Below are 22,576 nucleotides of genomic sequence, written 5' to 3' on the forward strand. Positions count from 1 at the left end.
CGAAACGCCTGTTTCGCAACCATCAAAGCCCCGGCGCGAGCCGGGGCTTTTTGTTGTGCCTGTAGCCCGGATGGAGCGCAGCGCAATCCGGGAGAGGCGAGAACCCCGGATTGCGCTGCGCTCCATCCGGGTTACGCGGCAGAGCCTTGTTTTCTTCAAATTGCGCCGCAATTGATGTATCCAGATAAGCCAATGGTCACGCTGTGACGGCACAACGCGGTTGGCTTCCCACCTGGAGATATTCCGATGTCGCTCGATTCGGACATCATCGTCGATCGCCGCAGGATCCGCCGCAAGCTGACCTTCTGGCGCGTCGTGGCCGCGGTGATCGCGATCGCGGCGATCGCGGCTTTTGCGCTGATCGCGACGCCCGGCGCGCGCGGCAGCTTCGCCTCCGCCGGCTCGATCGCGCGCGTGGAGATCGACGGCCTGATCCGCAGCGATTCCGACCGCACGCGGGCACTGGAGCGGCTCGCGAACTCGCAGGCCGCGGCCGTCATCGTCCACGTCAACTCGCCGGGCGGCACCACCGCGGGCTCCGAACAGCTCTATGACTCGCTGACGCGGCTGAAGGCGAAGAAGCCGGTCGTCGTCGTGGTCGAGGGGCTTGCCGCGTCGGGCGGCTACATCACCGCGATTGCGAGCGACCACATCATCGCCCAGCAGAGCTCACTGGTCGGGTCGATCGGCGTGCTGTTCCAGTACCCCAACGTCGCCGAGCTGCTCAAGACCATCGGCGTCAAGGTCGAGGAAGTGAAGTCCTCGCCACTGAAGGCCGCGCCCAACGGTTTTGAGCCGACCAGCCCTGAAGCTCGTGCCGCGCTCGACGCGCTGGTGAAGGATTCCTATGCCTGGTTCAAGGATCTGGTGAAGCAACGCCGTGGCATGGATGACACGCAGCTCGAAAAAGTTGCCGATGGCCGCGTCTTCACCGGGCGCCAGGCGATCGACCTCAAGCTGATCGACCAGCTCGGCGACGAGAAGACGGCCGTGACCTGGCTGGAGGAGCAGAAGGGCGTTAAAAAGGGCCTCACCGTGCGCGATTACAAGCTGGAGCCCCGGTTCAGCGACCTGACGTTCCTCAAGACGGCCGCCTCGGTGACGCTGGAAGCGCTTGGTTTAGGCTCGATTGCGCACCAGATCGAAAAAGCCGGCGTCGTGCAGGCGGTCGATCGCTTCGGCATGGATGGAATGCTGGCCCTGTGGCAGCCGGCCGCGTCGAATTGACCGAACTCAATGGAACCGAGCGAGCTTGCGACGGCTTTCCCGTTTAGCGGGTGGTGCGTCGGCCTGCTTTTTCGGCATTTGTCACGCATTTTCACGACGCTCAACCTTCATTTAGCGTCTTGACAGATCAAGGCATTTTCACGGAAATGGTCATCCGCACGCTTCCGGGTCCTATCTCTCGATGATCAAATCCGAACTTGTTCAGCGTATCGCCGAGCACAACCCGCATCTTTACCAGCGGGATGTCGAGAACATTGTGAATGCGATTCTCGAGGAGATCGTTGCGGCACTCGCGCGCGGAGACCGCGTCGAGCTGCGCGGCTTCGGAGCTTTCTCGGTGAAGCACCGCCCCGCACGCGCCGGTCGCAATCCACGCACCGGCGCCCATGTTCCTGTCGACCAGAAGAGCGTTCCGTTCTTCAAGACCGGCAAGGAAATGCGTGAGCGGCTCAATCGCGACCATCCGGATCCGGGCGCCCCGGACTGAGATCGACATCAGGATTCCTGCGGCCGCCAGCGATGCGGCCGACAGCTTGATTCAAGGCGAGCGAAGCGAGATGCGAAAGTTCCTGACCGCGCTGATCGTGATTCCGCTGGGTTTGCTCCTGGTGATCTTCGCCGTGGCCAACCGGCATTTCGTCACGGTCTCGTTCGATCCTTTCATGTCGAACGATCCTGCACTCTCGGTCGCGTTGCCGCTGTTCCTGCTGCTGATCCTGGTGGCGGCTGTTGGCGTCATCGCCGGCGGTTGCGCCGTTTGGTTCGGCCAGCGACATTGGCGGCGCGCGGCCCGCCGGCATGAGGCGGATGCACGGGCTGCTCGGGGCGAACTGGCCGGTTTGCGAGCCTCCACAGCCCCGGCCCGGCCGGATCAGCAGCGCCTTCCAGCCCCCTCCGGAGCGGGCCTTTACGGGCCCGTCGGGCGAGACAAGCAGCGCGCGACGTTGTAGAAGCGGCCGCAACCGAAAGCCCGGTTTTCCGGCCGCGAGCCCGTGGCCTTCACCTGCTTTGAGCCCATATTCCCGAGATCATGTCCCTGCTTGTCAAAATCTGCGGCCTGTCCACGCGCGAGACGCTCAAGATAGCGCTCGACGCGGGCGCCGACATGGTGGGATTCGTGTTCTTTCCGCCGTCGCCGCGGCATCTGACGCTCGAGGCCGGGCGCGATCTCGGCCGGCAGGTGGAGCGGCGCGCGCTCAAGGTGGCGCTCACGGTCGATGCCGATGACGCAACGCTCGACAACATCATGGACGCGCTGTCGCCCGACATGTTTCAGCTCCACGGCCAGGAGAGCGTCGCTCGCGTGCGTGACATCAAGCAGAGGTTCGGCCGCCCCGCGATGAAGGTCGTCCCGGTCGCAGCCACCGCCGATCTCGCCGTGCTGCCCGGCTACGCCGCGGTCGCCGACCGTATCCTGTTCGACGCACGCGCGCCAAAAGACGCGACCCGGCCGGGCGGGCTGGGCGCGCCGTTCGATTGGCGCCTGCTCGAGAACCTCGAGCTGAACTTGCCGTATATGGTCTCGGGCGGCCTGCATGCAGGCAACGTCGCCGAAGCCGTTCGCCTCACCGGCGCCGGCGGCGTCGACGTGTCCTCCGGTGTCGGAGCGCCCCCGGCGTGAAGGATCCGGAGATGATCAAGTCCTTCATTCGCGCGAGCCGCGCCACGCAAGAGTTGAGCGTCCGATGAACATCGCCAAACCAAATTCCTATCGCAGCGGGCCCGACGAGCGCGGCCATTTCGGCATCTTCGGCGGCCGTTTCGTCGCCGAAACTTTGATGCCGCTGATCCTCGATCTGGAGAAGGCCTACACCGAGGCCAAGGCCGATCCGGCCTTCCAAGCCGAGATGAACGGCTATCTCAAGAACTATGTCGGCCGGCCCTCGCCGCTCTATTTCGCCGAGCGCCTGACCGAGCATCTCGGCGGCGCCAAGATCTACCTCAAGCGCGAAGAGCTCAACCACACCGGTTCGCACAAGGTGAACAACGTGCTCGGCCAGATCATGCTGGCGCGGCGCATGGGCAAGAAGCGCATCATTGCCGAGACCGGCGCCGGACAGCACGGCGTTGCCACCGCAACGCTGTGCGCGCGCTTCGGCCTCGAATGCGTGGTCTATATGGGCGCCGTCGACGTCGAGCGGCAGCAGCCAAATGTCATCCGGATGGAGATGCTGGGCGCAAAAGTGAATCCGGTGCAGTCGGGCACGCGCACGCTGAAAGACGCGATGAACGAGGCGCTGCGCGACTGGGTCACCAACGTGCACGACACGTTCTATTGCATCGGCACGGTGGCGGGCCCGCATCCCTATCCGACACTGGTGCGTGATTTCCAGTCGATCATCGGCAACGAGACCAAAGCGCAGATGCAGGAGGTCGAAGGCCGCCTGCCGGATTCGCTGGTCGCCTGCATCGGTGGCGGCTCCAACGCGATGGGCCTGTTCCATCCCTTCCTCGACGATTCCACCGTCGAGATCTTCGGCGTCGAGGCGGCCGGTCACGGGCTGACGCAATTGCACGCGGCCTCGATCGCGGGCGGCCGCCCCGGCGTGCTGCACGGCAACCGCACCTAGTTGCTGATGGACGCGGACGGGCAGATCCAGGACGCGCATTCGATCTCGGCCGGCCTCGACTATCCGGGCATCGGGCCCGAGCACTCCTGGTTGCACGAGATCGGCCGCGTCAACTATCTCTCCGCGACCGATGACGAGGCGCTCGCCGCGTTCCAGCTGCTGTCGAAGCTTGAAGGCATCATCCCGGCGCTCGAGCCCGCGCACGCCATCGCCAAGGTGATGGAGCTCGCGCCGAAGCGGCCGCAGGACCATCTGATGGTCGTCAATCTCTCCGGCCGCGGCGACAAGGACGTCCCCCAGGTCGGCGACATCCTGAGGGGCAAGACCAAGTGACCACGCGTATCGACACCCGTTTTGCCGAGCTGAAGACAGCGGGCCGCTCGGCTTTCGTCACTTTCCTGATGGCGGGCGATCCCGATCCGGCGACGTCGCTCGATATCATCAAGGCGCTGCCGAAGGCGGGTGCCGATTTGATCGAGATCGGAATGCCTTTCACCGATCCGATGGCCGACGGTCCGTCGATCCAGGCCGCGGGCTTGCGCGCGCTCAAGGCCGGCATGACGCTGAAGAAGACACTCGATCTCGTGCGCGGCTTTCGTAAGGACGACAACGCGACGCCGATCGTGCTGATGGGCTACTACAATCCGATCTACATCTATGGCGTCGACAAGTTTCTCGTCGACGCCAAGAGCGCCGGCATCGATGGTCTCATCATCGTCGACCTGCCGCCTGAGGAAGACGACGAGCTCTGCCTGCCCGCGATGAAGGCCGGCCTCAACTTCATTCGGCTGGCAACGCCGACCACCGACGACAAGCGTCTGCCGGCCGTGCTCGCGAACACCTCGGGCTTCGTCTACTACGTCTCGATCACCGGCATCACCGGTGCTGCATCTGCGGACTCCGCGGCGGTCAGCGAGGCGGTTGCCCGTATCAAGCGGCACACACAACTGCCGGTCTGCGTCGGCTTCGGCATCCGCACGCCGGAGACCGCCCGCGCCATCGCCTCGCATGCCAATGGCGCGGTGGTCGGCACCGCGCTGGTCGATGCCCTCAAGAACAGCCTCGATGCGGAAGGCCGGGCGACCGCCAAGACCGTCAAGGCCGTCGCCGAACTGACGGCGTCCCTGGCCGAGGGCGTCAAGGGCGCGCGAGCTGCGGCGGAATAGGCCATAATTCCGCTTTCAGGGCGGGCGACACGGCGGCTTGCCGGGGCAAGGTCCGGCGGCCATATATCCTTCAGGCGATCCCAGAGCGGGTTCGCACATCGGAGCAAACCATGAACTGGCTTACCAATGTGGTCCGGCCGAAGATCCGCAACATGCTGCGGCGGGAGACGCCGGAGAATCTGTGGATCAAGTGCCCGGATTCCGGACAGCTGGTGTTCTACAAGGACGTCGAGGCCAACCAGTTCGTCATTCCCGGCTCGAACTACCACATGCGCATGGGCGCGGTGGCGCGGCTGAAGTCGGTCTTCGACAACGAGACCTGGTTCGACGTCGCGCTGCCCGATGTCACGCCCGACCCACTCAAGTTCCGCGATGAGAAGAAATACGTCGATCGTATCAAGGATGCGCGCGCGCGGACCAACCTGAACGACGCCGTCAAGGTCGGCTACGGCAAGCTCGAAGGTGCCGCCGTCGTCATCGCCGTACAGGATTTCGATTTCATGGGCGGTTCGCTCGGCATGGCCGCCGGCGAAGCCCTGGTGCGCGGGCTCGAGCTCGCCGTCGAAAAAGAAGTCGCCTTTCATCGTGTTCGCAGCGTCCGGCGGCGCACGCATGCAGGAAGGCATCCTGTCGCTGATGCAGATGCCGCGCACCACCGTCGCCGTGCAGATGCTGCGCGAGGCAAAGCAGCCCTACATCGTCGTGCTGACCAACCCGACCACCGGCGGCGTCACGGCGTCCTATGCGATGCTCGGTGACATCCAGATCGCCGAGCCCGGCGCGCTGATCGGCTTTGCCGGTGCGCGCGTGATCGAACAGACCATCCGCGAAAAATTGCCGGAGGGTTTCCAGCGCGCCGAGTACCTGAAGGATCACGGCATGGTCGACATGGTCGTGCATCGCCATGATTTGCGGCCGACTCTGGCGCGGCTCTGCCGTCTGCTGACCAAGGCGCCGGCGCCGGAGAGCGCGGCGAAATCGGCGCAGCCGGTGACGAACCCGGCACAGATCGCCGTGCCGGCGGAAGTGGCGCCGGCCGCGCCGCACGCGTGAACGGCTCCGCTGACAATGCAAAGTCGTCGCTCGACGCATTGATCGGGCGGCTATCGGCCCTGCATCAGAAGCGCATCGATCTCGGGCTCGAGCGGATGCACCGCCTGCTCGAACGGCTCGGGCATCCCGAACGCAAGCTGCCGCCGGTGATTCACATCGCCGGCACCAATGGCAAAGGCTCGACGCTCGCCTATCTGCGCGCGACGCTGGAGGCCGCCGGCTTGCGCGTCCACGCCTACACCTCGCCCTATCTGGTCCGCATCAACGAATGTTTTCGGCTCGGCCGCGCCGGTGGCGGGGTGCTCGTCGGCGACGACGAATTGCGCGCGGCGCTGGAACAGGTCGAGCGCGTCAATGCCGGAGAACCCGCGACATTGTTCGAGCTCAAGACCGCGGCTGCGTTCCATCTGTTTGCACAGAACCCCGCAGACGCGGTGCTGCTCGAAGTCGGGCTCGGCGGTCGGCTCGATTCGACCAATGTGGTCGATACCCCGGCGGCCTGCGTGATCACGCCGGTCAGCATGGATCACATGGATTTCCTTGGGCCCACGCTGACGTCGATTGCCGGCGAGAAGGCTGCGATCATCAAGCGCGGCGTGCCCGTGATCTCGGCCGAGCAGGCGCCGGAGGCGATGGCGGTGATCGAGGCGGAGGCCAAGCGCATGCGGGCGCCGCTGTTTGCGGCGGGCGAAAGCTGGCACGTCAATGTCGAGCGCGGGCGTCTGGTCTATTCCGACGATCGCGGCCTGATGGATCTCACAGCGCCTCGGCTGTTCGGCCGCCACCAGTTCGACAATGCGGGCCTGGCAATCGCGACGCTGCGCGCGATCAGCGCCTTCAAGGTCAGTCAAGCAGCGTTCGAGGCCGGCATCGTCGGCGCGGAATGGCCGGCGCGGATGCAGCGCATCACCGCAGGCGAGCTGCTTGGATGGGGACCGCAGGGGTCGGAGATCTGGCTCGATGGCGGCCACAATGCCGAAGGCGGCCGCGTCGCCGCGGCTGCGCTCGGCGACCTGGAAGAGCGCGTGTCGCGGCCGCTGGTGGTGATCGCGGGCATGATGGCCAACAAGGACGCGCCGGCGTTTCTCGCCAATTTCGCCGGCCTCACCCGTCACATCATTGCGGTGCCGATCCCCGACACGGAGGATCCGATGCCGGTCGATCGCCTCGCAGACGCCGCGCGCGGCCTCGGCATGCGCGTCGAGACCGCGCCCGGGATCGAGGCCGCGCTGCGTGCATTGGCCAAGCTCGCCTATGAGGTGCCGCCGCGGATCCTGATCACCGGCTCTCTGTATTTGGCCGGCCATGTGCTCGCCATCAACGGCACGCCTCCTGCGTAAGCCTTTCGTGTCCCGGACAAGCGCAGCGAAGCGGAGCGCAGATCCGGGACCCAGTAAAGTCGCATAGGCCCCGGCTCTGCAGCGCACCGCTGAAGAAGCGCTGCGCTGCGTCCGGGGCACGAGACAGGAAATGACAATGCGTTTTGCCGCGATTGCCGACATCCACGGAAACTACCTCGCGCTGGAGGCGGTGCTCGCCGACATCCACGCACACGGCATTGCCGACATCGTCGATCTCGGCGACATGCTGAGCGGACCGCTCGACGCACGGCGGACCATCGAGATCCTGATGCAGCTCGAGGCCGTGCACGTGCTCGGCAATCACGACCGCTATCTGCTCGACCGTCCCCCGGAGAAGATGGGGTCGTGGGACCGCCCCGCGCATGCGCAGCTCGATGCCGCGCATCTCGACTGGCTGCGCGCCCAGCCGGCGACGCGCGTGTTTCGCGACCAGGTCTTGCTTTGCCACGCGACGCCGGACAATGACGAGGTCTACTGGCTCGACACGGTGCACCCCGACGGCACGGTCGCGATGTCGCCGCTGGATCGTATCGAGCAGCTCGCACAAGGCGTCACGCAGTCCCTCATCCTCTGCGCCCACACCCATCTCGCCCGCAGCGTGCGATTGCGCGGCGGTCGTCTGATCGTCAATCCCGGCAGCGTCGGCAGCCCCGGCTATCGCGCCAAGCATCCGTTCCCGCATGTCGTCGAAGCCGGCACGCCGCACGCGCGCTATGCGATCATGGAGTTGGCCCGCGAAGGCTGGTGCGTGACGTTCCGCCAGGTGCCCTACGATCATGAGGCGATGGCAGAGCTGGCGCGTAAAAACGGCCAGCCCACGCTCGCGGCGGCATTGGCCACGGGCTGGATTGGGTAAGCTTTTTGCTGCAAGCCGTACGCACCCTGCCGATTGACACCTATGACAGGCGCGCATGTAGAATGCGCGTCAGGCATGGGGGTCATCGCAGTGAACCACGAAGAGACCTGGCGCGCAGAATACGGGATCGAAACATCGGCGAACCCGAACGTCGTCTGGAGCATCTTTCAGGATGTGCGTGGATGGAAGACCTGGAACACAGGCATCGAGCACATCGAGATCGACGGGCCGTTCGCGACCGGAACGTGGTTCACGATGAAGCCGCCCGGACAGGAGACGCTTCGATCACGACTGATCGAAGTTCGCGAGAACCAATGTTTCGTGGACGAGACCAATGTCGGACCGCTTACCATCACGGTCGCGCATCGCATCGAATCGCTTGGTGTCGGGCGCACCCGCATCGTTTATGCGGCCCAAGCGAACGGGCCCGGCGCTGCCGAGATCGGCCCCGCCGTTGCGTCCGATTTTCCGGAGGTCCTTGCAGCCCTCGCCAAGCTTGCTGAAACAAGGTCGGCATGACGGCACGGGCGCCGTGGTTTGTCCGAGCGTGCGGCAGCCCTGCGGTGGTCTTCCGGGCAACGTCCGCCAGTTCGATCCGGCCTACAGCTGCTGCAGCATCTTCATGGGATCGGCGACCTTCTGCTTCAGCTGCTCGAAGGTGCACTGGCGCGGCGCCTTGTCGGGACGCCAGCGCAGGATCGAAGTGCCGTGGCGGAAGCGCTCGCCGCTGAAATGGTCGTAGCAGACTTCTATGACGAGCTTCGGCTTGAGGGGGCACCACTTCGCCGAGCGTTCGGTCGACCATCGGCTCGGGCCGCCCGGTGCGTTGCCGGTGAAGCCGGGTTCGCCGATCAGCGCCTCGAGCCGCTCGGTCAGCTCAAGCTTCTCGTCCGCCTTGATCGCCGAGGTGAAGCCGACATGGTGCAGCAAGCCCTTGTCGTCGTAGAGGCCGAGCAGCAGCGAGCCGACCACCTTGCGACCGGCGATCTTGTTGGTCGCATAGCGAAAGCCGCCGATCACGCAATCGGCGCTGCGGAATTTCTTGATCTTCTGCATGCCGTCGCGCGTGCCCGCCTGATAGGGCAGGTCGATGCGCTTGGCGATCACGCCGTCCGAACCACCGCCTGATTGCGCCAGCCATTTCGTCGCAATGGCGTAGCTCGCAGCGGACGGTGAGAGACGGAAGATGCTGCCCTTCAGATTGGCTTTCGCAAACGCTTCCAAGGCCGGCCGTCGCTCGCTGAGCGGCTTCTCGGCGAGCTGTTTCTCCTTCACGGTCGCGAGCAGGTCGAAAACGAGATAGAGCGCCGGCGTTTCCTGGGACAGCTTCTTCACACGGCTTGCGGCGGGATGAATCCGCTGCAACAGCGCGTCGAAGGAGAAGCCCTTGCCCTGCGGCACGACAATCTCGCCGTCGAGCGCGAAGCGATCGGCTTTCAGCTTCAGGGCCGCGGCAACAATTTCAGGAAAATAGCGCGCGAGATCCTCGCCGGACTTGGAGCGCAGATCGACCCGGTCGCCATCGCGCGACAGCAGACAGCGAAAGCCATCCCATTTTGGTTCGTACTGCCATTCGGCGCCGCGCGGGATCGCATCGACCGAGCGCGCCTCCATCGCAACGAGCGAGCCGGATTTACGCGGGCGCTTTCGGGGAGGGGCGGGCAAGGACAGGGCTCATGATACGCAGGACATGCCCCTTCAACGCAAACGGCCGGCATTTCGCCGGCCGTGTCGAAAATAATTGTGTCCGCGGAGCGGATCAGACCGCGGAGGTGATCCACTGCTGCAGCTTCGCCTTCGGCGCCGCGCCGACCTGGCGGGAAGCCATCTCGCCGCCCTTGAAGATCATCAGGGTCGGAATCGACATCACGCCGTATTTCGACGCGGTCTTGGGGCTCTCGTCGACGTTGAGCTTGACGATCTTGACCTTGTCGCCCATCGCGCCGGCGATCTCGTCCAGCGCGGGTGCGATCATGCGGCAGGGGCCGCACCATTCGGCCCAGAAATCCACGACCACCGGGCCGTTCGCCTTGAGCACTTCGGCTTCGAAATCAGTGTCGGAAACCTTACCAACGGCCATGGAGATACCTCGTACCTGAGAGAACGGCGCGACGGGAATCGCGCCAAGATCATGGCGTCAACCTATGAATGGCTCCTTGCCGGGTCAAGGACGCTCACACCGAGATGAAGGGATGCCAGTGCCGCGTCCAGCGCGGGCGCGGAAATCTCCATATATTCAAGGGCCTCGGTCCAGAGCAGGACGGCGCGCACCGGCTTCTGGGGATAAAGCCGGGCCAGCACCGCCCGGTACAACGCAAGCTGCCGGACATACGCCGCGCGCGCCTCGGCGGCGGTCTTGGGCGGGCTCTGGTTGGTCTTGAAATCGACGATCAGGACCTCGTCCGACGTCACCACCAGCCGGTCGATCTGGCCCGACACCAGCGTCGGCGGCCGGCCCGGCCGCTCCAGCCGGCCGACAATGGCGACCTCCGCCCGGCTGCCGGCGGCAAGACGGCTGCAGATCGCGGCTCGGCGATCAGCACGAGCACCTTGTCGGCGAGCGCGGCGCGGTCAGCCTCGGTCCAGTCGGCGGCGTTGCGCGCCATGAAGCCGAGCGCGGCCTCGCGCCGGCGCTCGCTGGCGATGTCGGGCAGGGATTGCAGCAGCCGGTGCACCAGCGTGCCGCGTTGCAGCGCCAGCGCGCGCGACTGGACTGATTCGCCGCTCCGGACCGCGCGGCCTACCTCGGCCGACTGCCCGGACGGGCGCACCGCATCATCCTCGAGGCTCTCGCGTGGCCCCGGCGTCCGCAGCCAGTCCGGCAGCGCGAGCGTCCGGTCCACCGACGCCGCCGGCGTTCCCTGGGCTGCGACATCCTCCGGCCGGGCGAATCGCGTCACCTTGCCAAGCGGGGTCTCGCTCGTCTGCTTGTCGAGGCCGGAGCCGGCGAGCCCGGTGTCGATCAGGTCGTACCAGCTGAGCTTGCGCACCGCCTTCCGGTTGCCCGGCAGGCAGCCACCGACGATCAAACGGTCGGCCGCGCGCGTCATTGCGACGTAGAGCAGACGACGGTACTCGTCCTCGGTCTCCTCGAGCATCGCGTTGCGTGCCTCGGCGACCGGCTTCGGATCGTCGGCCTTGCGGCCGGCCCAGACCACGACCTCGCCGCCATTGCCGCGCGGCACCTGGATCAACTGCAGCCGCTGGCTATCGGAGGGCGAAGAGGTGGTATCGACCATGAACACGACCGAGGCCTCCAGGCCTTTGGCGCCGTGCACAGTCATCACCCGCACCTCGTCGCGCGAGATCTCCATGTCGCGCTTCACCTCAGTGTCGGCCGCGCGCAGCCAGGCCATGAAACCTTGCAGCGAGGCCGGCGCCTTGCGCTCGTAGTTCAGTGCGAGCTCCAGAAACTCGTCGAGCGCGTCGTTGGCCTCGTGGCCGAGCCGGCGCAGGATGCGCGCACGACCGCCATCGCCCCCCAGCAGCCAGGCATAGAAGGCGAACGGCGTCTCCTCGCGCGCACGCGCCTCGCAGGCTTCGAGCCGGCGCAGTGCGGTCGCGAACTTTTCGTTGCCTGTCGCCTGTTCGCCGAGCGCGCGGCGCAGCGATCCCTTGCGATCCCAGGCAAGCTGGAACAGATCATCCTCGTCGAGCCCGAACAGCGGGCTTTTCAGCGCGACCGCGAGCGCAAGGTCATCCTGCGGCAGCAGCAGCGCATCCGCGAGGTTCATCAGATCGATGATCGCGATGTGCTCGGTGAGCTTGAGCCGGTCGGCGCCGGCGACAGGAATGTTGGCGTGCTTCAAGGCCTGGATCACGGCGTCGAACGCATTGCCGCGGCGACGCACCAGGATCAGCATGTCGCCATAGCCCAGCGGGCGGCGTTCGCCTTCATGGCCCGTCAGCGTGCCGCTCTCGACCAGCCGCTTGATCTCGGCCTGGATGCGGCGAGAGAGCTTGACTTCCGGACTGGTGACGGCGACGCCGTCGAACGGCGCCCGCCAGCCCTCGATGTCCTGGCGGTCGTCGGCTTCCGCAAGGTCCCACAGCTCGATCACACTTGGACCGGCGTCGCTGAGCGCATTGTGCAGGGGATGGCCGATGTCGACCGAATGGATGCTCTTGTAGATCGCGGGCTCGCGGAACACGTGGTCGACCGAGTGCAGGATCGCCGCGCCGGAACGGAACGAATAGGTGAAGGCGACAGGATCGAATTTCAGCCCGGCCGCGGTGAACTTGCGGTGCAGCTCGCGCCGCCGCGCATCGAACTCCCGGGGCTGAGCGCCCTGAAACGAGAAGATCGACTGCTTCTCGTCGCCCACGGCGAAGACGGTGCGGTTGAGGCCTTCGCGGGCGCCTGCGCCGGCCGTGAATTCCGAGATGATGTGCGCGACGATGTCCCATTGCCGGGGGCTGGTGTCCTGCGCCTCGTCAATCAGGACATGGTCGACGCCACGATCGAGCTTGTAGTGCACCCAGCCCGAGGCGACGCGGTCGAGCATCGCCAGCGTCTTGTCGATCAGGTCGTCGTAATCGAGCAGCCCGCGCTCCTGCTTCTCGCGCCGGTAGTTCGCGGCGGCGGCGGTGGCGATATGCAGGAGGGCGGCGGTCCGGTCGCGCACAGTCACGGCGCGGCGCTTCTCGATCAAAGCGTCAAGACGCTGCGCCTCGTTCTCGAACAGGCGGGCCACGGACGGATTGTGATCGCAAAACTTCTTGGTCAGCACCGCCTTGCGCGGCAGCTTTTTCGTCGGTGAAGAAGACGCAGAGATAGGCATCGACCTGCGCGCTGCCTGAAAAGACCATTGCCTCGCGCAGACGGCCCGCCTGGTCGTTGTCGGATTTGCTGCCGTCGCTCAGCGCAAAGGCGATGTCCTCCCAGTGCGACCGTGGCAGGAACGGGCCGTCGACGATCTCGTTCTCGAGGCCTTCGATGCGATCGTTCGCATCGATGCCCAGCACCGCCGTCATCTGCGCGGCAGCGGCTTCAGCGTTGCCGGCCTCGTCGGTCCAGGCCATGAAATGGTCACGGCTCAGACAAGCCTCGCGCACGACCTCCTTGAAGGTGACATCGGCGGCGCTCGCCATCGCGGTCAAAAGCGCGCGGCCGGTGACGCTCTCCGGATCGCGCGCGGCGTCCAGCAGCACCTTCAGATTGGCGCGCTCCATCATGTCGGCCTGGTCGCGCTCGTCCATCACGGCGAAGCGCGCCGGCACATTGGCCTCGAATGGAAATTGCTGGAGCAGGCGCGTGCACAGCGCGTGGATGGTCTGCACCTTCAACCCGCCCGGCGTCTCCAGCGCGCAGGCGAACAGCTTTCGTGCATCGCGCCGCAACTTGGTATTGGGGTGAGGGATTCCGACGTCGCGGATCGCTGCATCAAGAGCCGTATCGTCCAGCGTCACCCAATGGCCGAGCGTGGTGAACACCCGTTCGGCCATGTTGGCGGCGGCAGCCTTTGTAAAAGTGATGCAGAGGATTTTTTCCGGCGGCACGCCTGCCAGCAGCAGCCGGATCACGCGCTGCACCAGCACGTGGGTCTTGCCCGAACCGGCGTTGGCCGAGACGAAGGCCGATGCGGTCGGATCGAGGCGCGCCTCTGTGTGTCGCGCACGGCATCCGGGATGGGGCGCGGAGCCTTCACCATTCCTCGATCCCCAGTCCACCGGCTGCCGACCATTCCTTGATGCGGGCGAGATCGTCATAGGCGCCGTAGCGATTGGTCCACATCGGCAGGTTCAGGGATGTGTAGGGCTGGTTCACCTCGTCGAACGCCCGGATCAGCGCTTCCAGCTTGGCTCTTGCCTCGGCGGCCGCGGTGTCCGGCGGCTGTGGCTGGTCGCCTTGCTTGACCTTGAGTTCGAGGATGCGCTCCTCGCCCGGCGGATTGTTGCCGCTCAGGCGGACATAGACGAGCTGGCTCACTGACGCGCCGGCGTCGATATCGGGGAAACCGCCTTCGCGCAGGATCGCGGCCTCCAGCGTGAGCTGCGGCGAAAGGCCCATACGGACCTGCTTGCCGGTCGGCGGCTGGCCGGTCTTGTAGTCGAGGATGGCATAGCCGCCGCCCTGGCGCCGTTCGATGCGATCGGCGCGGGCGGAGAGGCGAAAGCTGCGCCCGTGATCGAGTGGGATCGAGATTTCGCCGCGGGTCTCCGCGGTGATCGCCTCGATCGCATCGCGCCGTGCCGTTTCCCATTCGCCAAACCAGCGCGCGATGCGCTGGAAACGCGGCCACCACAGCGCCCGCGCCTCGGGCCGCTCCATCAGCGGTGCGAAACATTTTTTCGCCGATCGCGCGCAGCACGCGGGCGGGATCGTCGGGCAGACGCGAAGCATAGGTTTCAGTGAACTCGCCCAGTGCATCGTGGATCGCCGAGCCGCGGTCGGCTGCGGACAGCGGCATGTCGACGGGATCGAGCGCGTCGAGCCGCAGGATGCGTTTGGCATAGATCGTATAGGGATCGCGCAACCAGTCTTCGATTTCGGTCACGGACATTTTCAGCGGCCGCGTCGCGCGCGGCGGCCGCGGCTCCGGCTGCTTGACCGGCTTGACCTCGTCGGGCTGGTCCAGCGCGCCTGCGAACTGCACGTATCTCTCGCCGGCGCTGATGGCCGCCTTCCAATGCTCCTCGCCTGCGACTGCTTCCAGCCGGTGCAGGAAGCGTGACGCCACCGCCGGGGCGCCGCCCGCCTTGGCCGAATGGGTCAGGATGACTTCATCGCCGCCGAGCAGTTGTGCGAAATCATGGCCGGAGAGGCCGATGCGCCGCTCCGGCAGATCGAGGCCGAGCTCATGCCGCATCGGCCGGCTCAGCCAGGGATCGATGCGCGGCGCCGGCGGCCAGACGCCTTCGATCAAGCCGCCGACAATGATTCGATCCGCCTGCATCAGCCGCGATTCCAGCGGGCCGTAGATCTGCAGCCGCGCGCCCGGTCTGTCGCGCCGTCGCACCGCGCGATCGCCGAACGCGGTGTGGAACACGTCGGAATAGTCGGGCAGCGGCATCATCAATCCGCTGGTCGTGCCGCCGCGCAGGAGATCGTCGAAGGCGCTCGCGAGTGCGAGACCCTCGCGCTCCTCGAAAGCCAGCGGAATGCCCTGCTCGTCGCGCGACAGTTCGATCAGGATCTCGCGATGTCGATGTGCGAGCTCGGCGAAGTCGTAGGGCGTCGAGGGCGACAGGCTCTCGATCGGGGCCAAGGCTTGTCGCAACGCATCGATCAGCGCCTGGATGCGATCGAGATCTTCCGCCTTGAGACGCGCACGCGGCTCGGCATGATGTAGTGCGGAAACCTCCTTCCGCCCCAGCTTTGCAAGCTCGTCGCGAAAACGGTTGAACTCGCGCAGCAGGCCGGCGGTGCCCGCGGGCGGGCGCGTGCCGCGTAGCACCGCAAGCTCCAGGCGTTCGACCGCCGCCTTCCATGCGCCAGGCAGCCGGCCGAGCCGGCACAACGGATGTTTCAGCATCGCCAGCAGCGTCGGCGGCTCCAATCCCTTGGTCGCCGCCTCCGCCGCGAGGCGCGCAAACACGCCGGCGGAGGTCTCCATCAGCACGTCGCCGCCGGAATCATCGAAGGCGAGATCCCATCGGGTCAGCGCCGCCATCACCCGTCGTGCCAGCGCGCGGTCGGGGGTGACGAGGGCAGCCGACTTGTCCAGATGGCGCGCCTCTCGCATCGCGATCGCAATCGCGAGTGCTTCCATCTCGGGATTGGGCGCCTCGACCACCGCGAGATTTTTCATGCCGGCGGCAATCTTTGCGGCGACGAGCGGCTGCTTCAGCCGGTCGTGCCAGATCTCCGTCGTGGCGGAGGGCCGCATCGATTCGGATGCCAGCAGATCGCGGCCGCCGTCCGCCGGCGGCTGCAGAAGTTCGACATCGCTGCGTTTGATGCCAAAGCGCTCCAACAATGCGTGCAAGGCATATTGCGGATGATTCGACGCCGGATGCTCCGCGAACTTGCCGAGCGCATCGCGCACGCCGCCGATGGTCCGCCAGGCGTCCTCGTCGAGATCGGTGTCGAGACCCGGCAGCACCACTGCGCCGTGCGACAGTGAAGCGACAGCGTGGAGGAATTTCGCGGTGGCCGGCATCGAGCCGGTTGACCCGGCTGCGATCACGGGACCATGGGCATGTGCGGTCAGGCGCCTGGCTTCCGCCGCGATCAGGAGATCGCGCCGCGCCGCGGGCTCGATCCGGTTGATCTCGGCGAGGTGATGAGGCCAGGCTTCGCGCGCAATATGCAGGAACTGGAGCGAGTGCTGCCAATATTGATCGAGCTGATCCGGCACCAGGCCATCGAGCGCGCTCCAATCGACGCCACGTGTCACCATGTCGTCGATCAGGCGTGCGAGGTCCGAGGCCAAAGCCAGCGTCGAAGCGGGACCGCCGACCACCAGCGGCGCCAGCACGGGACGCTTGGCCCACGCCGCGACCAAATGCGCCAGCGTCAGTCGCCGCTCCAGTTCGCCGAGCCGCGGTGGAATATCGAGCGGCGTTGCACCGGAAAATTGTTCGCCCTCGTCCGCGAAAGCGAGCTCGTCCTCGTCGATGTCGCCGAGCGCGACGATGCGCGGCAGCACCACCGCATCCGCCTGCATCTCGTCGAGGAAGATCTCACGGACCACGCGCATGGCGCGGCGCGTCGGCAGGTACAGCGTGGCATCCGCAAGCCGCGCCGGCTCCTTGCGCGCCTCGAATCCGTCAACCAGCCGGCCGTCGAGCAGAGCCGTCACGACTGTGCGCAGGAACGGAACTGAGATGGGAACAGTGAAAACGCGCATCGGCTGCCTGATTCGGGGATCAGGCGACAATATAGGGAGGCGGACTCAAATGGTCATGAGTGAAGGTGAGGTCGTCCCCGCTGTTCGCCGGGCCGGTACAGGTGGCGTAGGGTGGGGCAAAGGCGCTTGCGCCGTGCCCACCATTCTCCACCGAGGATCAACTTGGTGGGCACGCTGCGCTTTGCCCCCCTACGGCATCGGTGCCGGACGCGGACAGCCCTACGCTACGCTCTCCAGAAACGCCTCTTCCGCCGCCTGCACGGCATCGGGGGGTGCCGACATGCATCCAGACGCCGTCCAGCCGCAGGCCGAACAGGCGCTCCTGCTCGTTGGCGCGGTCGAACATCTTGGTGAGCGAGAACTCGCCGGTCGGCGCGTCCGTGAAGATCGACGGCGACAGGATCGCTGCGCCGGCATAGACGAACGGGACGATCTCTTTTTCCTTGCGCTTGCGCAGCGCGCCGTCGGCCAGCATGCCGTAATCGCCGCGGCCGGAATAGCCGATGCTGGTTGCGGTCGGCGCCATCAGCAGCAGGATGTCCATCCGCGCGGGGTCGAAATTTTCCGCAAGCCGCGCCAGGTTCGAGCGCACGCCGTCGATCCACAGCGTGTCGGAATTAACGTGGAAGAACGGCGCGTCGCCGAGCAGCGGCAGGGCCTTGACCACGCCGCCGCCGGTGCCGAGCACCTGGTCGCGCTCGTCCGAGATAGTCACGCGCGGATGCTGGCGGCCCGCGACGTGGTCGATGATCTGGTCCGGCAAGTAATGCACGTTGACGACGGCTTCGGTTACGCCGGCGTGGCCGAGCTTGTCGAGGACGTGGTCGAGAAGCGGTTGTCCGGCCACCGGCACCAGGGGCTTGGGCATCTTGTCCGTCAGCGGACGCATGCGCAGGCCGAATCCTGCGGCGAGCACCATGGCTTTGGTCGGTGTGACGGACATCCTTCGCTTTCTCGAACCTCTGAACTTCGTGTTCGCAGCAATCCTAGCACGAGCCCCGCTCAGCCGCACCGCATCCCAAGGGCCTTAGCGGCCTGGCGTGACGGTTGTACGACGGGTGTTGCCGTTACGCCCCGATGGATGTGGAACGCGTCTTTTTCTTCTTGTCGCCGAGCTTGAGGAAATTGACGCCGATCTGGTCGCCATTGACCCAGGCAAGTTCGCAGCGCCGGTAGGCAAGTCCGGTGGACGACAGCAGCAGAAAGAATTCCTTCAGATGCAGGCCTTCGACCGAGCCGTCGATGGTCAGCTTGGCGCCGCTCTCGGAAACGTCCTCCATGGTGCATTCGCGGCGCCAGGTGCCGTCGATGCCCATCATCTGGGCCGCAATTCCGCGCTCGAAAATAACCCGGCTGCTGCCGCGCTGGTCCGTCTTGACCGCCATCTGCCCCGCTCCAGCCTCGTAGTTGCCCGGCTGCCTCGGCGCCAGAATACCGGTGCCTTGGCTAACAGTCGGTAAATCGGCCCCAGATCAGGATTGGGGCGGCGGGACGTTGGCGAGATACCAGTCGCGCAGATGGGCAAGCACAGGGTGCGCCAGCGAGCGCTGAAGGTAGGTCCAGATCCGCGGCTGGTGGCGCAGATAATGCGGCTTGCCGTCGCGGCGGTTCAATCGTGCAAAAGTGCCGAGCAGGCGCGTGTTCCGCTGTGCCGACATGATCGCATAGAGCTCGGCGAAGGCCGCCGGATCGAAGCTCGCATCTGCCGCACGGCGCGTCTTGATGTAGCGCGACAGCAGCGTCAGTTCGATGGTCTCGGGGACATCGATGCGGGCATCCTGCAGCAGCGACACGACGTCGTAGGATTGCGGTCCGAGCACGGTGTCCTGGAAGTCGATCACGCCGAGGCGTTCGATGCCGGTGCGATCGGCAAGCCAGATCAGATTCGGCGAGTGATAGTCGCGGATGATCCACGTTCTCGGCGCTGCCAGCGGCTTTTTGAGCAGCTCGCGCCACATCGCGAAGAATTCCGCGCGCTTTGCATCACTCAGCGGCGCGTTGCGATCGGGCAAATACCATTCCGGCATCAAACCGATTTCGGTCAACAGCGCCTCGGTGTCGAAGACCGGAATGGCGTAGGTCTGCCCATCCAGCGGCAGCGTGTCCGGAAGCGTCTTGCCGTGCAGCGCGGCCAATACATCGGTGGCGGCTTCGTAACGCGCGGTGATCGGGCGCGGCGGATCGCCTTCGATCACGCCTTCGCTGCCGAAATCCTCCGTGATCAGGAAGCCATGGTCGAGATCGGAATGATGGATCGCGGGCGCTGAGATGCCCTGCGCACGCAGGCCTTGGTCGATCGCGACGAAGGGCTTGACGTTCTCGGCGAGATGCACCGCCGCGCTGTAGGATTTTCCATTGTATAGCGCCGCGCCATCGGGGCGCTGCGGAAAGTTCATGAGGATGACGACATCCTCGTCGCGCAACAGCCGCGCATAGGAGCGTGTCGAGGCGTCGCCCGCCATGCGCTTGCGCGTCGCGTCGCTGTAGCCGGAGGCATCGAGGAACTCTCGCAGCGCCTTCAGCCGCGCGACCTGAGCTGCGCTCTTGCCGTGACCCGTGATGTCGGCGGCGCGTGCATTCGAGCCCAGCGCCGGGCGATGCGTCAGCGCAATGTCGATGCGGTCCCCCGGCATCGCCGACGGCGCGCGCTCCGGCCATTCGATCAGGACAAGCGTGGCGTCCGGAAGCGGCGCCAGCCCGATCTCCTCGAGCTCGCTCTCGTCTTCCACCCGATAGAGATCGGCATGCATCACAGGGAATGGCGGCAACTCATAGCCCTGCACCAGCGTGAAAGTCGGGCTCGGCACTTCCAGCGCGTCGTCGCCGGCGAGATAGCGGATCATGGCGCGCGCGGCGGCCGTCTTGCCGGCGCCGAGATCGCCGGTGAGCGTGATGACGTCGCCCGGTCCCACTAGCAGCGCCAGATCGGCCATCAGCTGCGCGGTGGCTGTCTCGTTGTGGAGCGCGACGGAGAATGTGGCCGGCGCCGTCATTCGGCGGCGTCGCGTTGCGCCGCCTGGTCGGTCGGGAAGTCGCAGATCACGACCGTGCCCCTGTCCACGATCGAATCCACCCGCACCTTGCCGCCATGCAGCTCGACGAAGGAACGCACCAGCGACAGCCCGAGCCCGGCGCCGCGGTGACGCGAGCCCTGCGAGCGGCTTTCGAACCAGTTGAACACCTTGTCCTTCATGTCGGCAGGTATTCCAGGCCCGGAATCTGTCACAGTGAAGACCACGCTCCGCTCGGTGCGGCGGGCGCTGATGCCGATGCTCGAATCATGTGGCGAAAACCCGACGGCGTTGGCCAGCAGGTTATAGAGCACCTGTACCACGCGCTTCTCGTCGCCGACGAAGCTGCCGACGTCGGGCGCGATTTCGATCTTGAGACGGATGCGGTCGGTGGCGAGCCGGTCCTGGATGCCCTCGGCGGCCAGCTCGATGGCCTTGCTGACATCGACCGGGCCCAGTTCCAGCTTCATGGCGCCGGCGTCGATGGTGGCGAGATCGAGAATGTTGTTGGTGAGGGCCAGCAGCGCGTTGGTCGATTTGGTGACGTAGTCGAGATACTCGGCCTGCTTCGGCGTTAGCGGACCGGTCGAGGGGTCGCTGAGGAAATGCGCGAAGCCGATGATGGTGGTGAGCGGCGAGCGCAGCTCGTAGGAGACGTGGTGGACGAAATCCACCTTCATCTGGTCGGCGGTCTCCAGCGCCTCGTTGCGCTCGCGCAGCGCGCGCTCGACGTTTTCGGTGTCGGTGATGTCCAGGAAGGTCAGCATGGTCGCGCCGTCATGCAGCGGACGGATCATGCCGTCGAGCACGCTGCCGTCCTTACGCTCCAGCTTCAGCGGCACGTCGGCGCGGTTCTCGATCGAGGTGATGGCCTCGCGGATCTGGCGCCAGACGACGGGATCGTCGACCAGCTGCTGGCACCAGCCCTCGACGGTCTGGATATGCGGTTCCTCGCGCATGGCATCGTTCGACAGCTTCCACATGCGGACGAAGGCGGGATTGAACAGCTGCGCCTTGCCATTGCTGCCGAACACCGCGACGCCTTCGGCAAGGCTGTCCAGGGTCTCGCGCTGAACCCGGATCATGCCGTCGAAGCGGCGGGCGAGCTCGAGGCTCTCGGTAACGTCGTCGAACAGATAAGTGACGCCGCCTTCCGGATTCGGCGTGGTGACGACGGAGAGCGCGCGGCCGTCGGGCAGGTACCAGGTGTCTTTCGCGGCCTCGACCGCGCGATAGGCTTCGTGCAGCTTGGCCTTCCAGGCGCGGAAATCCGGCTGCTCCGGCAGTTTTCGTGCGGCGCGGAGCTTGTCGAGCACGCTGGAATCGTCGGGATTGGCATCCAGGAAGCCGCGGTCAAGGTCCCACAGCCGCCGGTAGGAATCATTGTAGAAGGCGAGCCGGCGCTGGCCGTCGAACACGGCTACGCCGGATGAGAGCTGGTCGAGCGTGCGCCGATGCGCTTCCGCCATCCGCACCAGCGCCGCGCTCAGTGCATCCGCTTCGCTGGCGTCGATCGCGACGCCCACGCTGCCGCTGCCCACATTGACCGCACGCACGTCGTAGATGCGTCGCTCGCCGCCGGTCACGATCGGCAGCCGCGCGTTGAAGTTGGCGGCGTCTTTCAGGCCCCGCTCCATCGCCGCGCGGTCGGCGCTGTCGAGCAGCTCGAGCTTGCGATCCTGGGCGTCGCCGACGCTGGTCGCTTCGGTGGCGCGCACATAAGCCGGGTTGGCGAAAGTCAGCGCGCCGTTCTCGCCCTTGGCCCAGATCGGCCAGGGCGCCGCGGCGGCGAAGCCACGCAGCATCTCGGTCTCGTCGGAGAGCGCTTTGTGGCGCAGATTGGTTTCCGCCAATTCGCGGCGCAGGCCGGAGAGCTCGCGGATCCTGACAATGGCTTGGCCGCCGATGGCACGTCCGAGCGCTTCCAGCGTGTGGCCGTTGGCGGTGGTCAGCGTCAGCTGGAACCCGTCACCGCGTTCGCGCAGGGCATCGACCGCATGATCCATTTGGAGCGCCGGTTCCGGCGGCAACCAGGTTCCGAACGCAAGCACCCGCTGGGGCGAGGAATCGCGCGGCAGCACCATCGAGACATCGCCCGAAATCTGCGCGCGATTGTCGCCGGCCGGCCAGGAGATCAAGACCTGCGGCTCGGCGAACAGCAGCGCGCCGAAGCGATCGGCCTGCAACTGCAGTTCCCTGATCCGCGCGCGCAGCGCCGCCTCGTTCTTTGCGGTGCGCACGCGCGTGCGCATCAACAGGATCGCGGCCACGACCGTAAAGCCGAGCAGGGCCAGCGCGGTGGCCAGCACCGCGAGCTCCTGCCGGTTGAAATCCAGCAATATCGAGAGTGTGTCGACGAGGTCGGCGGCCTTCTCGGTTGCTTTGGCCGGCGCAGCCGGCAACAGCGCTGCGAGAGCGCTTCCGATCAGGCCGTCGCGCACCAAGGATGTGCACGACAGCAACGTCCGACGCATCGACACGATCACGTCTGACATAGTTGCCCCAAGACCGCACGAGATCTGCGCGCGGCGACCCCCGTC

General features: G+C 65.9%; 12 protein-coding genes and 6 pseudogenes. 10 read left to right on the forward strand and 8 right to left on the reverse strand.

Annotation, left to right across the window (positions count from 1 at the left end; all coding sequences use genetic code 11):
- The first annotated feature begins 246 nt into the window (after window positions 1–246).
- From sppA to AB8Z38_RS24105, 10 genes and pseudogenes are all read left to right on the forward strand, one after another.
- Window positions 247–1,227, forward strand: a complete 981-nt coding sequence (sppA, locus tag AB8Z38_RS24060; protein WP_369720264.1) for a signal peptide peptidase SppA — start codon at window positions 247–249, stop codon at window positions 1,225–1,227.
- Window positions 1,228–1,408: 181 nt separating this feature from the next.
- A complete protein-coding gene (locus AB8Z38_RS24065; RefSeq protein WP_007598410.1) occupies window positions 1,409–1,714 on the forward strand; it encodes an integration host factor subunit beta in 306 nt (101 codons plus the stop codon).
- Between the two features lie 70 nt (window positions 1,715–1,784).
- A complete protein-coding gene (locus AB8Z38_RS24070; RefSeq protein ID WP_369726584.1) occupies window positions 1,785–2,177 on the forward strand; it encodes a lipopolysaccharide assembly protein LapA domain-containing protein in 393 nt (130 codons plus the stop codon).
- 80 nt (window positions 2,178–2,257) lie between these two features.
- Window positions 2,258–2,916: pseudogene (locus AB8Z38_RS24075) on the forward strand (phosphoribosylanthranilate isomerase).
- Window positions 2,913–4,130: pseudogene (gene trpB, locus AB8Z38_RS24080) on the forward strand (tryptophan synthase subunit beta). Before AB8Z38_RS24075 ends, trpB begins: the two co-directional pseudogenes overlap by 4 nt.
- Complete coding sequence (gene trpA / locus AB8Z38_RS24085) at window positions 4,127–4,963, forward strand: tryptophan synthase subunit alpha (RefSeq protein ID WP_369720265.1); 837 nt, start codon at window positions 4,127–4,129, stop codon at window positions 4,961–4,963. Before trpB ends, trpA begins: the two are co-directional and overlap by 4 nt.
- Window positions 4,964–5,073: 110 nt before the next feature.
- A pseudogene (gene accD / locus AB8Z38_RS24090) lies at window positions 5,074–6,016 on the forward strand (acetyl-CoA carboxylase, carboxyltransferase subunit beta).
- Entirely contained in the window at window positions 6,013–7,356 is a 1,344-nt protein-coding gene (locus AB8Z38_RS24095) for a folylpolyglutamate synthase/dihydrofolate synthase family protein (RefSeq protein WP_369720267.1), read from the forward strand. Before accD ends, AB8Z38_RS24095 begins: the two are co-directional and overlap by 4 nt.
- A 136-nt stretch (window positions 7,357–7,492) precedes the next feature.
- Window positions 7,493–8,233: a metallophosphoesterase gene (locus tag AB8Z38_RS24100; protein ID WP_369726585.1), complete on the forward strand. Its 741-nt coding sequence runs from the start codon at window positions 7,493–7,495 to the stop codon at window positions 8,231–8,233.
- Window positions 8,234–8,308: 75 nt separating this feature from the next.
- Complete coding sequence (locus tag AB8Z38_RS24105) at window positions 8,309–8,752, forward strand: SRPBCC family protein (RefSeq protein ID WP_369720268.1); 444 nt, start codon at window positions 8,309–8,311, stop codon at window positions 8,750–8,752.
- A gap of 81 nt (window positions 8,753–8,833) precedes the next feature.
- On the opposite strand, the gene AB8Z38_RS24110 is transcribed toward AB8Z38_RS24105, so the two are convergent.
- The 8 genes and pseudogenes from AB8Z38_RS24110 to AB8Z38_RS24145 form a co-directional block, all read right to left on the reverse strand.
- A complete protein-coding gene (locus AB8Z38_RS24110) occupies window positions 8,834–9,847 on the reverse strand; it encodes an ATP-dependent DNA ligase (RefSeq protein WP_369726586.1) in 1,014 nt (337 codons plus the stop codon).
- A 145-nt stretch (window positions 9,848–9,992) separates the two neighbouring features.
- Window positions 9,993–10,313, reverse strand: a complete 321-nt coding sequence (trxA, locus tag AB8Z38_RS24115) for a thioredoxin (protein ID WP_007598398.1) — start codon at window positions 10,311–10,313, stop codon at window positions 9,993–9,995.
- A gap of 62 nt (window positions 10,314–10,375) precedes the next feature.
- A pseudogene (addA, locus tag AB8Z38_RS24120) lies at window positions 10,376–13,884 on the reverse strand (double-strand break repair helicase AddA).
- Window positions 13,878–17,025 (reverse strand): annotated as a pseudogene (gene addB / locus AB8Z38_RS24125) (double-strand break repair protein AddB). Before addB ends, addA begins: the two co-directional pseudogenes overlap by 7 nt.
- A 219-nt stretch (window positions 17,026–17,244) precedes the next feature.
- A pseudogene (locus AB8Z38_RS24130) lies at window positions 17,245–17,968 on the reverse strand (nucleotidyltransferase family protein).
- Between the two features lie 124 nt (window positions 17,969–18,092).
- Window positions 18,093–18,410 carry a PilZ domain-containing protein gene (locus AB8Z38_RS24135; protein WP_369720269.1) on the reverse strand — a complete coding sequence of 106 codons (318 nt, stop codon included), beginning with the start codon at window positions 18,408–18,410 and terminating at the stop codon, window positions 18,093–18,095.
- Between the two features lie 87 nt (window positions 18,411–18,497).
- Entirely contained in the window at window positions 18,498–20,018 is a 1,521-nt protein-coding gene (gene tsaE / locus AB8Z38_RS24140) for a tRNA (adenosine(37)-N6)-threonylcarbamoyltransferase complex ATPase subunit type 1 TsaE (protein WP_369720270.1), read from the reverse strand.
- The gene (locus AB8Z38_RS24145) at window positions 20,015–22,531 is read right to left on the reverse strand and encodes a PAS-domain containing protein (protein WP_369720271.1); all 2,517 of its coding nucleotides are present in this window, start codon (window positions 22,529–22,531) and stop codon (window positions 20,015–20,017) included. Before AB8Z38_RS24145 ends, tsaE begins: the two co-directional genes overlap by 4 nt.
- Window positions 22,532–22,576: the final 45 nt, after the last annotated feature.

This window comes from Bradyrhizobium sp. LLZ17, from assembly GCF_041200145.1.
Taxonomy (GTDB): Bacteria; Pseudomonadota; Alphaproteobacteria; order Rhizobiales; family Xanthobacteraceae; genus Bradyrhizobium.

What these genes read in the sequence shown, in the direction of transcription:
- sppA (WP_369720264.1), top strand. Translation starts at nt 247, where the DNA reads ATGTCGCTCGATTCGGACATCATCGTCGATCGCCGCAGGATCCGCCGC.
- AB8Z38_RS24065 (WP_007598410.1), top strand. Translation starts at nt 1,409, where the DNA reads ATGATCAAATCCGAACTTGTTCAGCGTATCGCCGAGCACAACCCGCAT.
- AB8Z38_RS24070 (WP_369726584.1), top strand. Translation starts at nt 1,785, where the DNA reads ATGCGAAAGTTCCTGACCGCGCTGATCGTGATTCCGCTGGGTTTGCTC.
- AB8Z38_RS24100 (WP_369726585.1), top strand. Translation starts at nt 7,493, where the DNA reads ATGCGTTTTGCCGCGATTGCCGACATCCACGGAAACTACCTCGCGCTG.
- AB8Z38_RS24105 (WP_369720268.1), top strand. Translation starts at nt 8,309, where the DNA reads ATGGGGGTCATCGCAGTGAACCACGAAGAGACCTGGCGCGCAGAATAC.
- AB8Z38_RS24110 (WP_369726586.1), bottom strand. Translation starts at nt 9,847, where the DNA reads ATGGAGGCGCGCTCGGTCGATGCGATCCCGCGCGGCGCCGAATGGCAG.
- trxA (WP_007598398.1), bottom strand. Translation starts at nt 10,313, where the DNA reads ATGGCCGTTGGTAAGGTTTCCGACACTGATTTCGAAGCCGAAGTGCTC.
- AB8Z38_RS24135 (WP_369720269.1), bottom strand. Translation starts at nt 18,410, where the DNA reads ATGGCGGTCAAGACGGACCAGCGCGGCAGCAGCCGGGTTATTTTCGAG.
- tsaE (WP_369720270.1), bottom strand. Translation starts at nt 20,018, where the DNA reads ATGACGGCGCCGGCCACATTCTCCGTCGCGCTCCACAACGAGACAGCC.
- AB8Z38_RS24145 (WP_369720271.1), bottom strand. Translation starts at nt 22,531, where the DNA reads ATGTCAGACGTGATCGTGTCGATGCGTCGGACGTTGCTGTCGTGCACA.